This is a genomic window from Bacillus sp. FMQ74, from assembly GCF_001875785.1.
In the GTDB taxonomy this organism is placed as follows: domain Bacteria; phylum Bacillota; class Bacilli; order Bacillales; family Bacillaceae; genus Bacillus; species Bacillus stercoris.
On sequence record NZ_MOEO01000005.1, the window covers coordinates 297,524 to 311,511 of the forward strand.

At 44.0% G+C, this 13,988-nt stretch carries 17 protein-coding genes; 2 read left to right on the forward strand and 15 right to left on the reverse strand.

Features of this window, described 5'->3' with window-relative positions; genetic code table 11:
• Nucleotides 1-482 precede the first annotated feature (482 nt).
• Nucleotides 483-695 (forward strand): spore germination protein, encoded by a 213-nt coding sequence (locus BLL41_RS12475; RefSeq protein ID WP_071578073.1) that lies wholly within the window; start codon nt 483-485, stop codon nt 693-695.
• 142 nt (nt 696-837) lie between these two features.
• On the opposite strand, the gene BLL41_RS12480 is transcribed toward BLL41_RS12475, so the two are convergent.
• A complete protein-coding gene (locus BLL41_RS12480; RefSeq protein WP_003223931.1) occupies nt 838-1,269 on the reverse strand; it encodes a peptidylprolyl isomerase in 432 nt (143 codons plus the stop codon).
• 257 nt (nt 1,270-1,526) lie between these two features.
• Between BLL41_RS12480 and BLL41_RS12490 the strand changes: the two genes are divergently transcribed.
• Nucleotides 1,527-2,399: a DUF1002 domain-containing protein gene (locus tag BLL41_RS12490; protein WP_014480169.1), complete on the forward strand. Its 873-nt coding sequence runs from the start codon at nt 1,527-1,529 to the stop codon at nt 2,397-2,399.
• Between the two features lie 28 nt (nt 2,400-2,427).
• Here the strand turns inward: BLL41_RS12490 and lysA are convergent, their stop codons facing one another.
• The 14 genes from lysA to deoB form a co-directional block, all read right to left on the reverse strand.
• The gene (gene lysA / locus BLL41_RS12495) at nt 2,428-3,747 is read right to left on the reverse strand and encodes a diaminopimelate decarboxylase (protein WP_071578120.1); all 1,320 of its coding nucleotides are present in this window, start codon (nt 3,745-3,747) and stop codon (nt 2,428-2,430) included.
• A gap of 105 nt (nt 3,748-3,852) precedes the next feature.
• Entirely contained in the window at nt 3,853-5,334 is a 1,482-nt protein-coding gene (spoVAF, locus tag BLL41_RS12500) for a spore germination protein SpoVAF (protein ID WP_071578074.1), read from the reverse strand.
• Nucleotides 5,285-5,896, reverse strand: a complete 612-nt coding sequence (spoVAEA, locus tag BLL41_RS12505) for a stage V sporulation protein SpoVABEA (protein ID WP_014664474.1) — start codon at nt 5,894-5,896, stop codon at nt 5,285-5,287. The genes spoVAF and spoVAEA overlap by 50 nt, the downstream gene beginning before the upstream one ends.
• A gap of 7 nt (nt 5,897-5,903) precedes the next feature.
• Nucleotides 5,904-6,254 carry a stage V sporulation protein AE gene (gene spoVAE, locus BLL41_RS12510; protein ID WP_003230467.1) on the reverse strand — a complete coding sequence of 117 codons (351 nt, stop codon included), beginning with the start codon at nt 6,252-6,254 and terminating at the stop codon, nt 5,904-5,906.
• A gap of 1 nt (nt 6,255) precedes the next feature.
• Nucleotides 6,256-7,272, reverse strand: a complete 1,017-nt coding sequence (spoVAD, locus tag BLL41_RS12515) for a stage V sporulation protein AD (protein WP_071578075.1) — start codon at nt 7,270-7,272, stop codon at nt 6,256-6,258.
• Between the two features lie 12 nt (nt 7,273-7,284).
• A complete protein-coding gene (gene spoVAC / locus BLL41_RS12520) occupies nt 7,285-7,737 on the reverse strand; it encodes a stage V sporulation protein AC (RefSeq protein WP_003223947.1) in 453 nt (150 codons plus the stop codon).
• 12 nt (nt 7,738-7,749) lie between these two features.
• A complete protein-coding gene (gene spoVAB / locus BLL41_RS12525) occupies nt 7,750-8,175 on the reverse strand; it encodes a stage V sporulation protein SpoVAB (protein ID WP_003230463.1) in 426 nt (141 codons plus the stop codon).
• Nucleotides 8,165-8,785, reverse strand: a complete 621-nt coding sequence (gene spoVAA / locus BLL41_RS12530) for a stage V sporulation protein SpoVAA (RefSeq protein ID WP_040083772.1) — start codon at nt 8,783-8,785, stop codon at nt 8,165-8,167. The genes spoVAB and spoVAA overlap by 11 nt, the downstream gene beginning before the upstream one ends.
• Before the next feature lie 126 nt (nt 8,786-8,911).
• Nucleotides 8,912-9,679 (reverse strand): RNA polymerase sporulation sigma factor SigF, encoded by a 768-nt coding sequence (gene sigF / locus BLL41_RS12535; protein ID WP_003230458.1) that lies wholly within the window; start codon nt 9,677-9,679, stop codon nt 8,912-8,914.
• An 11-nt stretch (nt 9,680-9,690) separates the two neighbouring features.
• Entirely contained in the window at nt 9,691-10,131 is a 441-nt protein-coding gene (gene spoIIAB, locus BLL41_RS12540) for an anti-sigma F factor (RefSeq protein ID WP_016939159.1), read from the reverse strand.
• Nucleotides 10,128-10,481, reverse strand: coding sequence for an anti-sigma F factor antagonist (spoIIAA, locus tag BLL41_RS12545; RefSeq protein WP_040082729.1), 354 nt, complete (start codon nt 10,479-10,481; stop codon nt 10,128-10,130). Before spoIIAA ends, spoIIAB begins: the two co-directional genes overlap by 4 nt.
• Before the next feature lie 95 nt (nt 10,482-10,576).
• The gene (gene dacF / locus BLL41_RS12550; protein WP_071578121.1) at nt 10,577-11,746 is read right to left on the reverse strand and encodes a D-alanyl-D-alanine carboxypeptidase DacF; all 1,170 of its coding nucleotides are present in this window, start codon (nt 11,744-11,746) and stop codon (nt 10,577-10,579) included.
• A gap of 154 nt (nt 11,747-11,900) precedes the next feature.
• The gene (locus tag BLL41_RS12555) at nt 11,901-12,716 is read right to left on the reverse strand and encodes a purine nucleoside phosphorylase I, inosine and guanosine-specific (protein ID WP_071578076.1); all 816 of its coding nucleotides are present in this window, start codon (nt 12,714-12,716) and stop codon (nt 11,901-11,903) included.
• 12 nt (nt 12,717-12,728) lie between these two features.
• Entirely contained in the window at nt 12,729-13,913 is a 1,185-nt protein-coding gene (gene deoB / locus BLL41_RS12560; RefSeq protein WP_071578077.1) for a phosphopentomutase, read from the reverse strand.
• Between the last annotated feature and the right edge of the window lie 75 nt (nt 13,914-13,988).

The window sequence follows — 13,988 nt, forward strand, 5'->3', positions numbered from 1 at the left end:
CCATACATATTGATACGATTGTTTGCCAAGGACGGTCTTACGATTAAGGGAGTGACTACCTTATCTCCCCCATTTTTTCGTTTGAGGTCATAATAGCAGATTATTAAATTTAGGAGAAACCGTTCTCTTACAAGAAGAGGAACATCTTTTGCTTACCGAATTCAGCAAGCGGGCCATCACGGCTACAGCATGCGTAATCACTGGTTATTTGAAGAGCCGCTTATCATGTATATCTATGTGTAGTCAACCAGAAGATGATCTTATTATATTCTCTGAAAAAAAGCCGCCATTTTCAGAAAGAATAAAAACACAGACAAATACTTGGGTTTCGGGAAGCTTTAAAGGAGCTTTTTTTTGCACATTTTTCATAAACCGAAGAAAGGAGGCGTCATTTAAATATTTTTACCAATAAGTTTATGCTTATTGACTCTAGCACTAATACATATAAAAAGTAGAATACTATGAAAGGAGATTTGGATAGTATGATTGATTATCCTATTAATATAAACAACGTTTCTGGGAACGGCGTAGTTAACGTAGGCGGCGCTTTTATGATCAGGCCATTAACTTTGTCCAAATCTGTGTTTGGTTCTGGAGGTTTAAACACAGGTATTGTTTTTGAAAATAACTTCGTAAGTAAAGCTAAAATGATTAATCATCAGTTTACTGATCAGAACGTCACCAAAACTTTTTAATGTATTTATTTAGGGATTGAGAAATCTCCTTCCTTAAACACCTGGTTTACCAACCGCCATCAGCATTCGGCAGTTTTTTATTGAACATTTTTGGCCAAATAAAAAAAGCTTCCTCTCTAAGAGGAAGCCTTTTGCCTGCCGATTAGCCTTCTACGCGAACTTCTTTCATGACATCGCCGTTAGACATGTTTTTCGCGAATTCTAATCCGCTTGTTACTTTACCGAATACAGTGTGAACACCGTTCAAATGAGGCTGCGGCTCATGAACGATGAAAAATTGACTGCCGCCAGTGTCTTTTCCGGCATGTGCCATAGAAAGTGCGCCCGCCTCATGTGTATGCGGGTTTCCTTCTGTTTCACATTTAATTGTGTATCCTGGACCGCCAGTACCAGTTCCGTGCGGGCAGCCGCCTTGGCTGACGAAGCCAGGAATCACTCGGTGGAATGTAAGGCCGTCATAAAAGCCTTCGTTCGCAAGCTTTTCAAAGTTTGCGACAGTACCCGGTGCAGCTTCAGGGTAAAGTTCAAATTCAATTTTGTTGCCGTCTTCTAATAAAAAGTAACCTGTTTTCAATTGTATGCCTACTTTCTTTATTTTAATTTTCAAAGGAGATTATGTATGATAGATTATAGTCTGTCTCTCCTTGTCGCGGCTATTATACCACACCTTTCGGGGGAAAACGAATCTCCCGGCTTTACTAAAAAATAAAAATGAAACCTGAATCACTTTATCTCCGTCTAACCTAACGGAACTGTATTTTCATCATGATTCAGGTCCTCACAAAGCAGCTCTAGCCAGCTGCTTGTGAAGTTGAAGGAGGTCAAACTGCTTTGAAAAAAATTTGGATTGGAATGCTGGCAGCGGCCGTTTTGCTACTGACGGTTCCGAAGGTCAGTCTCGCGGATGCCGCAGTTGGAGATGTCATTGTAACACTTGGTGCTGATTTGTCAGAATCCGACAAACAAAAAGTGCTTGATGAAATGAATGTCCCTGATAATGCCACAACGGTAACCGTGACCAATAAGGAAGAACATGAATATTTAGGAAAATATATATCGAACGCGCAAATCGGATCAAGAGCGATTTCTTCATCGTCAATAACAATTGCCAAAAAAGGCTCTGGACTGAATGTTGAGACACATAATATCAGCGGCATTACAGATGAAATGTACCTGAATGCGCTGATGACAGCCGGTGTTAAAGATGCGAAGGTGTATGTTACAGCGCCGTTTGAAGTATCCGGAACTGCGGCTTTAACTGGATTGATTAAGGCGTATGAGGTTTCTTCCGACGAAGCGATCTCGGAGGATGTTAAGCAAGTCGCCAACCAAGAGCTTGTCACGACATCAGAGCTTGGGGACAAAATCGGTAACGAAAATGCGGCAGCTCTAATTGCAAAAATCAAAGAAGAGTTTGCTAAAAACGGGGTGCCTGATAATAAAGCTGACATCGAAAAACAAGTGGACGACGCAGCTTCTGATTTAAACGTCACACTTACAGACAGCCAAAAGAATCAGCTTGTCTCCCTATTCAATAAGATGAAAAACGCTGACATTGACTGGGGACAGGTCAGTGACCAGCTTGATAAAGCAAAAGATAAGATTACGAAATTCATAGAATCAGATGAAGGCAAAAACTTCATCCAGAAAGTCATTGATTTCTTCGTATCTATCTGGAATGCGATTGTATCTATCTTCAAATAAAAAAAGCGCCGAAAAATCGGCGCTTTTTTTATTGCTTTACACTCGTTTTAAATGGCAGATCAAGTTTTACAATATCTTCGTATGTTTCTCGCTTCACGACTAAATGAGCCTCACCGTTTTCGACAAATACGACGGCAGGTCTCGGAATACGGTTATAATTGTTGGCCATGCTGTATCCGTAAGCGCCTGTACAAAAAACAGCAAGAAGATCGCCTTCTTTTACTTCCGGCAGGTCAATATCCCAAATCAGCATATCTCCGCTTTCACAGCACTTTCCAGCAATCGATACCGTTTTGTCATGCGCTTCTCCGATCCGATTGGCTGTCGCAGCTTCATATTTAGCTTGGTAAAGTGCAGGACGAATATTGTCGTTCATGCCTCCGTCTACTGCCACATACTGGCGGACACCCGGCACTTCTTTTCGAGAGCCAACCGTATAAAGGGTTGTGCCTGCGTCTCCTACGAGAGAACGGCCTGGTTCGATCCAAATTTCCGGGATATCAAAACCGTAACGGGAAGCATTTTCTTTCACAGCTTCGATAATTTTTTCAACGTATTCAGTGGCGTGAAGCGGTTGATCGTCTGCCGTATAACGGATGCCGAAACCTCCTCCTAGATTCAACACCTTGGATACAAATGAGTATGAATCTCTCCACTCGTCTAGTTTTTTGAAGATTTTTTCCGCTGCTAACACAAAACCGGCCGTATCAAAAATTTGCGATCCGATATGGCAATGGACACCCAGCAGCTGAATGTGATCCGATTGTAATACTTGTTCAATCGCCCGTTCAGTTTGTCCGTTATGAAGATCGAAACCAAACTTTGAATCTTCTTGCCCCGTCGTAATGTAGTCATGCGTATGCGCTTCTACTCCGGGCGTGATCCGAAGCAGAACATCGATGGAGTGTCCCGTTTCTTTACATAGATCTTCAAGTAGCGCAATTTCATAGAAATTATCCACCACAATGCAGCCGATACGGTGCTCAAGCGCCATCCGCAGTTCTTCCCTGCTTTTATTGTTTCCATGAAAGTGAATGCGTTCTGCCGGAAAGCCTGCCGCAACAGCCGTATAAAGCTCTCCTCCGGATACGACATCTAAAGAAAGTCCCTCTTCCTCAGCGAGCTGAATCATTGCAACTGATGAGAATGCTTTGCTCGCATATGCCACCTGTGCTTTCAGCCCTGCGGAAATAAAAGCCTGCTTAAAGCTTTTAGCACGCTCACGTATTAAAGCCACATCATATACGTAAAGAGGTGTACCATATTTCTCCGCTAAATAGAGAGCATCCACACCTCCGATTTCTAAATGACCATGTTGATTTTGTCTGCTTGTGCCGTGTAAGAACAATGTCATTCCCTCTTTCTCCGCTTATGGATGAAAGGACAGTTTTATGGACTGTCCCTTCATAATTAAGACATACATTATCATACTCTTCAGTCAGTTTCAATGCGATTATGAATTGGTAGGCTGTCTTAAGCGATTTTTGGGGTGAACGATACTGGGCCTAACTTTTGCGCCAGGTTTCGCTGTGCGGACAAGAACCTGCCACAGCGCCTTTCCGTTAAAGGGAATCAGCGGCCATAAGTACGGTGTCTGAAGGGATTTGATGCTTACCATGGCAATAATTAGCACTGTAAATCCAATGACAAGCCCTTTTATATGAAATAAGGCAACGAGTATCATGAGGACAAGACGGCTCATTTTGTTTGCCAAGCTTAATTCATAACTAGGCGTCGTAAAGGTTCCAATCGCCGCAAGTGAGACATACAGAATCACCTCAGGCGAAAAAAGGCCGACCTCAATCGCAATCTGCCCGATCAGAACAGCGGCAATTAAACCCATTGCTGTCGATAAAGCTGTCGGTGTGTGAATGGCAGCCATTCTGAGAAACTCGATTCCTAAGTCAGCTAAAAATATCTGCAGGATGATCGGGATATGCGTATCTTTATTTAAACCGATAAACTTCATATTGTCCGGAAGCAGATCAGGCTGAAGCACAAAGAGAAACCAGATCGGAAGAAATAAAGTAGAAGCAAGAATACCGAAAAATCTTACCCATCTTAAAAAGGTCCCGACTGAAGGCGCCTGCCTATATTCTTCCGCATGCTGCACGTGGTGAAATAAAGTCGTCGGAGTAATGATCACACTAGGCGATGTATCCACTATAATGATAACATGGCCTTCAAGAACATGATTCGCGGCCACATCCGGTCTTTCTGTGTAGCGCACGAGCGGAAAAGGATTATAGCTTTGATTAACAATGAATTCCTCGACAGTCTTGTCGGCCATTGTTAATCCATCGACATCAATGGAAGCAATTTCTTTTTCCACGATCTCAACCAGATCCGGATCAGCTATATCTTCTATATAACAAATGCTTAAATCCGTCTTTGACCGCTCGCCAACTTTCGTCATCTTGACTCGAAGGCGTTCGTCTCTGATCCGCCTTCTGAGAAGGGCCGTATTGACAACGATATTTTCAACAAATCCGTCTCTGGCTCCCCTGACTACCTTTTCCGTATCTGGTTCTTCCGGATTTCTGCCCGGATAGCTCCTGACATCAATGATAAATGCGAAACCTGCGCCTTCAACAATGACTGCGACGAGCCCGGACAGCACTTGGTCGGTGGTTTCATCCAAGGTTTTTACTTTTTCGACCTGGGCGTTAAGCAATCTGTTTTCGACGATATCGACCAGCTCATCAGGGTCTTCTTTCCGATTGTTAATGGCAACAAGCTCTCTCATTAAATGAATAATATAAGCCGTATCGCATAATCCATTTAGATAGTAAAGCTGGATCTCTTTGTCTAAAATAATGAGCTTGCGAACACCTACATCATAGCTTGTCCCCATCCCGACACGTTTTTTGAAGTACTCTTCATTTTTAGCTGGATTCCGATAAACCCGAATTTTCTCTTCCTTGTGGTCCGGCATGATACCCGCTCCTTTCTAAAATAAACTCGACCGCTTTCATGGTGATTGGCGACCCTTTTGAGATATCGTCTTTTCTGCCCATTTTGCCGATATCCCCGATACCGACAATAAGCGGGAGATCAAGTTTATCAAGGCAATAGACGGTATCTCCACTCATTCTGTGGTCATCAAATTCCCTTTCCCCGACTTTATCGACGCCATATTCAGTTACTTCTCCATTGCGGTCAATGCTTACATCGACCCTGGTCCATTCAGCCTGATGTGTTTTTGACGCGACCGCAATCACACCGAGCACTTCAATAGACGGATGAGTCGCGACATAGGTCAGAGCGGCTTCTCCCGGACCCTCTCCTTGAAGGCCGGAGTCGTCAAACATGACAAATACAGGATCATACGGTGCTGAGGCGATCAGCTTGACGAGCTCGGCGCCGCTGCGGGTGGAGGGGTTCCCTTTTGATTGTGAAATACATCGGCCTCCCACTTTTCTTGCGGCGTATTCAATTGTTTTAGCGGCATACACATCCCCGTCTGTTACCAGTATGACCTTGCGTTTTGTTGTCATGTCGGCATTATCCTTTCGGTTTGAAAATAACAGCTACGATAAAAGCGAAGAGAATGGCGGCTGAAATACCGGCAGATGTCAGCTCAAAAATCCCCATGCCGATTCCGATAAATCCGTGTATATGCGCCTGATGCATGGCACCGTGCAAAAGACTGTGACCAAAGCTCACGATCGGAACGGTGGCGCCTCCTCCGGCAAATTCAATAAATTTATCGTAAATGCCGAAACCATCTAATATGGCACCGATTACAACAAATGATGTCATGACATGAGCTGGGGTCAATTTAAAAATGTCCAAGAGCAGCTGGCCGACGATACAAATGGCCCCGCCGCATACAAAAGCCAAAAGGTAGTCCATGTTAAGATGCACCTCCTGTACGCTCAAATACAACCCCGTGGGCGATAGTCGGGATGGTTTCTTTTTGCTGGATCATCGTCGGGCTTAACAGCGCGCCGGTCGCCACGACAAATACACGGTTTAATTTTCCCTCTCTCAGCTGCTTAAAAATATGAGAGTAGGTGACAACCGCTGAACAAGCACAGCCGCTACCCCCAGCAAAGACCTGCTGATCCGGAGTGTAAATCAGAAGCCCACAATCATCATGCTTTGTGCCGACTGGATATCCATCTTCTTTTAAGATGTCTTTTACGATTGGAGAACCGACGCCTGACAGGTCACCTGTCAGGATAAGATCGTAGTCATCCGCTGTCCGGTTTAGATCTTTAAAGTGCTGCTTAATCGTATCAGCTGCAGCCGGGGCCATAGCCGATCCCATATCAAAAGGATCTGTAATTCCTAAATCAGAAACCTTTCCGACAGTTGCACTTGTGATTTGGATATCACCAGGTGTCTGACTGATGACAACTGCACCGCTTCCAGTTACAGTGGAGGTAGCAGTGTCCGGTTTTTGGCCTCCGTATTCTGTCGGATAGCGAAACTGTCTTTCCGCTGTTGCATTGTGACTGCTGGTGGCAGCGAGTGCCCTTTTGGCAAACCCTCCGTCAACTAACGCTGACGCGACAGCCACTGTTTCCATTGATGTTGAACAAGCGCCAAACATACAAAGAAACGGGATTTTTAAATGTCTTGCCACATAGTTAGCCGTCACGTTTTGGTTCAGCAAGTCGCCTGCCAGCAATAGATCAATATCATCTTTTGTCAGATTGTTTTTTTGAAGCGCGGCATTTATAGCATCTTCCATCAGCTGCCGTTCCGCCATTTCCCAGCTTTTTTGATTGCAATGCATTTCGTCATAGGTTTTATCAAATAAAGAGCCGAGCGGTCCGTCTTTTTCCTTTGGTCCTGCTGCCGTTCCCGCTGAGTTCACAAATAAGGGATGTTCAAATACCCAGGTTTGCTTTCCTGTTAATTTCATTATCTTCTCCTCCTATGACATCAGTTTCTCAAAAGCAAACCGAATCATTCCAACGATGTATGCAGCCACAACTCCGAAAACAATAACATTTCCTGCCAGTTTAAACATATTAGTCGCTACTCCAAGCACTAATCCTTCGCTTTTATATTCAAGAGCGGCGCTTGCCATGCTGTTGGCAAAACCTGTGACAGGTACGGCTGAACCGGCGCCTGCGAATTGTCCGATTCGGTCATAGATTCCGAATCCTGTAAGCAGGGCAGAAATTAATATCAGCGTTGCAGCCGTTGGATTCCCCGCAGTTTTTTCATTAAAATCAAAAAAATGGATATAAAAATTTTGCAGACCTTGCCCGATTGCACAAATCAGCCCGCCCACCAAAAAGGCTTTTACACAGTTCCAGACGTAAGGCGGCTTAGGCTGATATGTTTTCACTTTTGATTTGTAATTTTCTTTAATATTTGTCATCTTGAAACCTCCTTATGAATGGTCAATAAAGTACAGCCAGTGAAATAAAGATCCCGCGATTTTCCCAATCACGATGGCCATTAACAGAATAATGATTTTACTTCTGAGCCCGATTCGTTTTGCCAAAATTGGCAGGACATTTAAAACCTCTGTCAGGGCAGCCGCTAGCATCCCAACAAACAAACCTGCCAGAAGCCCGACCGGAACAGCTATCCATTTTGTCAGATAAAGATGATTCATATGAAGCGTCTCCCATCCACCGCAAACCGCGCCAAGAATAACAGCCGCTTCATAAGCCTGGACAAATCTCATTGTTTTGGTGAGCTGCATCAGCCGCGGAATGATTCCCATTACGGTTAAAAAAGCAACGAAACCCGCCCCGACCGTTATGCCTCCGCCGAGCCCGACAAAAATAATGAACAATACACTAACGATCATGCAGATCCTTTATGGTTTCTTGATTCTCGTGCATGGCCACATATTGATCGAGATCAAGCTGATAGTTAAACATCTCAACTTCCAGCGGGCTGGGCTCTTCATTTAGACGCTTTTTAAATATGTGGTTAAAAAACACGATCATCCCCAGTCCCAAACCGATGCTGTATGGGATTTGAAGCAAATATGGATAGTCATTCCTCTCTCCGGTTATGATTTCATATAGTGCGATATGAACATCTCTCATGCTTACATCCTCATGAAAGTTCATGATGGCAAGACACGATCCGATAAACAGAAGCAGCCAGACACCGATAAACAGAACCGTTGATAATTTCCGTTTTCGATACTGAATTTCAACAATGGCTTCTGCTCCGCCTACTGTTTGAACATCAAGTGTCGGATCTTGTAAATGAATGGCTTTGAGAACCTGTATGATATCCAGAATTACGATATTTTTATCTTTTTCGCTCACTTGATAAAGCGGCATAGCCGAAAGTTTCTTTTTCAGCTGTAGCTGCCCTTCTATTTGCGCGGCATCTCCAACGGTAATGATATCCCCTGGATGTGCCAGCACCCGGTGGCGAAGCCGGATAAATATTCGTCGTTCCATCATTGATCACCATCTTTCGGTGGTTATATATGTAGTATGTGGTTCGATTTTGTTCTCATTCATCCGCTCGAAAAGACCATAAATTACCACGCTTTTACACACAAAAAAGCTAGCCTGCACTGCAGACTAGCCATCCGTATGATCCATTTGAACCTTGATCTGTTTTAATATTTTCTTTTCAAGCCTGGAAACCTGTACTTGAGAGATCCCGAGCCGCTCAGCCACCTCGGACTGTGTCTGGTCTTTATAATATCTGAGATAAACGATTAATTTTTCCCTTTCCTCCAAATCGCTGATCGCTTCTTTCAGCGCAATTTTGTCAAACCATTTTTCTTCTGAGTTGTCAGCGATTTGATCAAGCAGGGTAATCGGATCTCCGTCATTTTCATAAACGGTTTCGTGGATTGAAGATGGAGCCCTTACCGCCTCTTGAGCCAGTACAACATCTTCTGCTTCAATCTCCAAATGGTCAGCGATCTCCTGCACCGTCGGCACTCTGCCCAGTGTTTTCGAAAGCTCATCCTTGGCGCGCCGAATTTTGTTTCCGAGCTCTTTTAATGACCTTGATACTTTTACGGTTCCGTCATCACGGATAAACCGCTGGATTTCTCCGATAATCATCGGCACTGCATACGTTGAAAAACGCACATCATAGGTTAAATCAAATTTGTCAACAGATTTTAACAGCCCGATGCAGCCGATCTGGAAAAGATCGTCAGGCTCATATCCTCTGTTTAAAAACCGCTGTACGACAGACCAAACAAGACGCATGTTTTTTTCTATGAGGAGGTCTCTTGCCTGCTGGTCGCCATTTTGGCTTTGTTTGATTAATTCCTTTACTTCATGATCCTTCAGCTGAGCGTTTTTGCCGTTTTTCTTAACCTCCACATCCATAACAAATCTCCTTAATTACAAAGCGCTTTGCTTTTTGATAAGTGCTTTGTTAAGCGAATCGTTGTTCCCATTTCAGGCGATGAATCGATACTGACATCATCCATGAAATTTTCCATAATGGTAAAGCCCATTCCAGAACGCTCAAGCTCAGGCTTAGTTGTGAATAAAGGCTGGCGGGCTTCTTCAAGATCTGTAATGCCCAAGCCTTCATCACGAATGGTCAAATATACGACATGATCTTCCAGTGTTACTGAAATGTAAACTTTTCCGTCACAGTTTTCTTCATATCCATGGATAATAGCATTCGTGACAGCCTCTGATACGACTGTTTTGATTTCAGTCAGTTCATCCATTGTCGGGTCCAGCTGAGCTATAAATGAAGCAACTGTCACACGGGCGAATGATTCATTCTGGCTGAGGGCAGAAAATTCAAGGTGCATTTCATTTTTCATGATGCCACCCCCAGTGTCAGCAGGGCCTTCTGCTCAGATTGTTCAAATCGGATAATTTTAAACAGCCCCGACATATCAAACAACCGCTTCACCGCAGGAGAGATAGCGCAAACGACCATCTCTCCGCCAATTTGCTTAATTTGCTTGTATCTTCCTAAAATGACGCCAAGCCCCGAGCTGTCCATAAAGGAAAGGTCCTCCAGGTTCAGCACGATATGGCGAATATCATCCTTCTCCAATGATTGAGTCACTTTTTGTTTCAGGGTTTCAGCCGTATGGTGATCGAGTTCGCCTGTTAATCGAATACAAAGCACAGATTCTTTGACATGCATGTCAATTCCAAGGCTCATGCTCATTCCTCCTTGATATGATCGGATAATGAGTGTTTCGATTTCGACGGAATGAATTCCTTCACCGTGACAAAACTAGTGGTCATTCGGCATAATTACTTAAATTTTGTCCAGTCTCCCATCGTCCGCTTCAAGAATGTGATAAACCCGGCTTTCTTCATATCTTCATTTGCAGCAACTGGACTTTCAGCGAGTACTTCTCCATCCTTTTTCAGAACAAGAGTGCCAAGCTCTTGGCCTTTTTGAATCGGAGCACTTATATTGTCCTTCATCTTGATTTCTTTTTTCACATTGTTCATATCCTCGCCTTTTTTCGTCAATATTGAAATCGGCTCAGATGTAGTGAGTTCGATAAATTTTTGTTTCCCTTTTTTGACCTTTACTTTTGCTACTGTTTCATTTCGTTTATATAAAGGATGCGTTTCATATTGACTAAAGGCGAAATCAAGCATCTTTGTCACTTGCGCGTTTCTTTCTTTAGGCGTGCTCGCTCCAAATACAACTGCGATGGCCCGCATGTTCCCTTTTTTAGCCGAAGCAGTCAGACAATATTTCGCTTCACCTGTATAGCCTGTTTTGACGCCGTCTACACCAGGGTAAAACTTGATCAGGCGATTCGTATTCACAAGCCAAAATTTTTTATCTGTATTTTCACGCAGGTAATCTTCATACGTGCCGGTAAACTTCGTAATTGATTCGTATTTCAATAATTCCTTAGCCATGATTGCCATGTCATAAGCAGAGCTGTAATGTCCTTCCTCGGTCAGTCCGGTCGGGTTTTTGAAAGATGTATTTTTCAATCCCAGCTCTTTTGCTTTTTTGTTCATTTTCTGAACAAATTCTTCTTCAGAGCCGGAAATAAATTCAGCCATGGCTACAGAAGCGTCATTTCCTGAAGCGATTGCGATACCCTTCAGCATTTCTTTGACAGTCATTTCTTCGCCGGGCTCAAGGAAGATTTGTGAGCCGCCCATTGACGCCGCATGCTCGCTTGTACGGACCTTATCACTCATTTTGATTTTGCCTTTATCTAAAGCTTCCATAATCAAAAGCATCGTCATAATTTTCGTCATGCTTGCAGGCGCCAGTCTCTCATTACTATTCTTGTTGTAAAGCACTTTTCCCGTGTCACGTTCTATCAGCACCGCAGACTTCGCTTCATGAGCAAGCTCCGATGTGCGTTTTCCGTCTTGTTTTGCAAATGCAGACGGTGCAAATGTAAGCAGCATGATACCAATCAACAAAGTGGATAAAAGACGTTTCATCTCAAAAGCCCTCCATTTCATAATCCTTTTTATTTTTTCCAAGCGGGATGGTTTTATACGCCACTGATGGAAAATGTTTCGAATTTTGGGCACAAAAAAAGACAGCTGTGTGATATCAGACACAGCTGTCTTTTGGTCCTGCTTTGATTCTTTTTTATTCGTACTGAGCGACGACCGCTTTAACAAGCTTCAAAAATCCAGCTTTTACTTTTTCGGTCACTTCCATTACTTCATCGTGACTTAAAGGCTGATCCAGAATTCCGGCTGCCGCGTTAGAGATGCAGGAAATGCCAAGAACCCGCATTCCCGCATGATTCGCCACAATGACTTCCGGAACAGTAGACATGCCGACTGCATCAGAGCCCATCGTTCTTAAGAAACGGACTTCTGCCGGTGTTTCGTAAGAAGGTCCTGTCACAGCAGTATACACGCCTTTTTGAATTGGAATATTAAGGTCTTTCGCAATCTTTTCAGCCAGGCTGGATAGATCTTTGTCATAGGCTGAAGACATATCTGGAAATCTGGCGCCGAAATCAGCTTCGTTTGGCCCGATTAACGGGTTTGTCCCCATAAAGTTGATATGATCGGTAATAATCATTAAGTCTCCCGCACGGAATTCAGTGTTGACACCGCCTGCGGCATTTGTCACGATCAATGCTTCCACGCCGAGCGCTTTCATCACGCGTACTGGGAATGTAACTTTCTCCATTGAGTAGCCTTCATAAAAATGAAAGCGTCCCTGCATTGCAATGACGGAAACTCCTTCAAGAGTACCCAGCACAAGCTGTCCGGCATGCCCTTCAACAGTAGATACCGGGAATTCAGGTATGTCTTCATATTTCAGCTTGACCGGATTTTCGATTTCGTCCGCCAAAATGCCAAGACCTGAGCCTAAAATAAGGCCGATCTTCGGAGATTCCGGCAGGTTTTGTTTAATAAAAGCGGCTGCGCGTTCAATTCTGTCCTTCAAGAAACAGTCCCCCTATTGTAATAAAGATAAAAAGCTTTTCCCGTATTTCGGTTTATTCGTTTGGAAATTATCAGCGATCGTTGCGCCGATATCGGCAAATGTATCTGCGAGCGGCAGCATTTGCGCTTTTTTATGTTTTTTGCTGTAAGCGAGAATCGGCACATACTCGCGTGTATGGTCAGTCCCATGATGAATCGGATCATTGCCGTGGTCTGCTGTAATAATTAACAGATCGTCTTCTTTCATTTTTTCAAACACTTCCGGAAGCCGCGCATCAAATTCTTCAAGCGCGCGTCCGTAGCCTTCAGGGTCACGGCGGTGTCCGAATAAGGCGTCAAAATCAACAAGGTTCGCAAAGCTGAGACCCGTAAAGTCTTCTCCCAGCGTATCGATCACCTTGTCCATTCCGTCCATATTAGAAACCGTTCTCCGTGAAGAAGTAATGCCTTCTCCGTCGTAAATATCAGAGATTTTACCGATTGAAATCACATCTAAGCCGCTGTCCTTCAATTCATTCATGACAGTGCGGTCAAACGGCTTAAGCGCATAGTCATGGCGGTTTGGCGTCCGTTTGAATTGACCCGGCTCTCCGACAAACGGCCGTGCAATAATGCGGCCAACCATATACTTCGGATCAAGCGTCAGTTCTCTCGCAGTTTCACAAATGCGGTACAGCTCTTCAAGCGGCACAACCTCTTCGTGAGCGGCAATTTGCAGAACAGAGTCAGCAGACGTGTAAACAATTAAAGCTCCTGTTTCCATGTGCTCCTGGCCAAGCTCATCCAAAATCGCCGTGCCTGAAGCCGGCTTGTTTCCGATTATTTTACGTCCAGATCTCTTTTCCAGCTCTTGAAGCAATTCATCAGGAAAGCCTTCCGGGAACACTTTAAACGGTTTATCAATGTATAAGCCCATAATCTCCCAATGGCCGGTCATCGTATCTTTGCCGTTTGACGCTTCTTGCATTTTTCCATAATACGCAAGCGGATGTTCTGTTTTTTCTACACCTTTGATATTTTCGATAAGACCAAGGCCGAGCTTTGCCATATTCGGCATATGTAATCCGTTCATATGCTCGGCAATATGCCCGAGCGTATGAGCGCCTTCGTCATTAAAGTCAGCGGCATCCGGCGCTTCGCCAATTCCGACTGAGTCCATCACAATTAAAAACACACGATTATATTTGTATGCAGGCATCTTGAAAGCCTCCTTTTTTTCTATACGTCTATTGTATCGCTAAGAGGTCTGACAACTCAAGTATAAACCGTTTTC